Origin of the sequence: Brevibacillus sp. MCWH (genome assembly GCF_013096935.1) — a bacterium.
Classification (GTDB): Bacteria; Bacillota; Bacilli; order Brevibacillales; family Brevibacillaceae; genus Brevibacillus; species Brevibacillus aydinogluensis.
In genome coordinates this window covers 1-1,462 of sequence record NZ_SDLF01000049.1, presented here as the reverse complement: position 1 = coordinate 1,462, position 1,462 = coordinate 1, and the positions used below count along the sequence as shown (strand labels likewise).

The 1,462-nt window shown below is 47.4% G+C and carries 1 protein-coding gene; it reads right to left on the bottom strand.

What is annotated here, in order from left to right:
* A partial coding sequence (locus ETC00_RS19245) for an IS1182 family transposase (protein ID WP_171567671.1) occupies nucleotides 1-1,373 on the bottom strand: 1,373 nt, incomplete at its 3' end.
* Between the last annotated feature and the right edge of the window lie 89 nt (nucleotides 1,374-1,462).

Below are 1,462 nucleotides of genomic sequence, written 5' to 3'. Positions count from 1 at the left end.
CGAAAATGAAAGGCATTGTGCCTCCCTTTGCCTGCCTTCCATAGCCAATTGGCCAGTTTTTTTAAATTCATACAAGCAAAGACAAGCATCGCCTGCATTGTCACTTTTTTCAGTCCTCGCAAAGTGGTCCAACGCAAACCATGCTTCTCCTTTAAATCCGCAAATACGCGCTCAATGGTTTCTTTTCTGCGTGCGTACAGGCGTTTATTCACTTCGGTATGTCGCAGATGCTCCACTTCGTCTAGGTAATCGGCCCAAATATGACGACTGACTCGCTTCACAGCCTCCCGGCTCTCTGTACATTGGGGGCGGAATGGGCAATGGTTGCATTCGCCTGGGGCGGAACGGTACATACGGTAGCCGTCACGCGTGGTGGTTTCGTAGGTAAGAACCTGTCCGGCAGGACAGATGTAGCAATCAAAGTATTCATCATACACGTATTCATGCTTTCGAAAAAACCCTTCCTTCGTATGCGGACGGGTGTAAGGCATCACGGGGCGAATTCCTTCATCTATCAGACACTTGCTAATGTAAGGCGTTTTATATCCAGCATCTACTGCCACGGCGTCCGGTTTTCCTACGCGTCCCACGGCTTGTTCGAAAACATCCGAAAAGGCCTGACTGTCATGAACGTTAGCCGCCGTCACCACGGCACTGACGACAAAGCCATGTTGGTCGCTTGCTGCATGAAACGAATACGCAAACGTCTGCTCCTTCTCGTTTTTGACAAACCAGCCGCTGTCAGGGTCCGTGGTACTTTGTTTCACCTCCTTCCAGGCTGTTTCAGTCTTTTTTGGCAATGGCTTTTTTCCATGCTCCACGCGATCCTGGTTCAATTCTTCTTCAAGGAGTTCCTGATACTTCTTCCGTTCTTCTTGAACGAGTTGCTTGATGTACTTTTTCTTGTTCGCACTAGCTTTTACATGGGTGGAATCAATGTACAGGACCGAGGGATCTACAAATCCGTGATGGCAAGCCTCCTCGAGAATACCAGTAAAAATCTTTTCAAACAGATCGGTTCCTTGAAATCGCCGTACGTAGTTTTTCCCGAACGTCGTGAAGTGGGGAATCGGTTGTGTAAAGTCATAACCCAGAAACCACCGATAGGCGATGTTTGTTTCGATCTCTTTGATGGTTTGTCGCATGGAACGGATTCCAAACAGGTACTGGATGAGCACCATTTTGATGAGGACGACGGGGTCAATGCTAGGTCTTCCGTTGTCGAGAGAGTACCGGTCTTTCACCAAGTCGTAGATAAAAGAAAAGTCGATGGCATTTTCGATTTTTCGAACGAGATGATCTTGTGGAACCAATTCATCTAACGAGACTACGGATATCTGATAACGACCTTCGGCCTGTTGCTTGTTCAGCATGCTTCCACCTCTACAAAGTGTTGAATGTCATGTTTATTCGACAAAAAAGCGTGTAGACCTTGTACCTTTGGTACTTTGTCTACACGCTG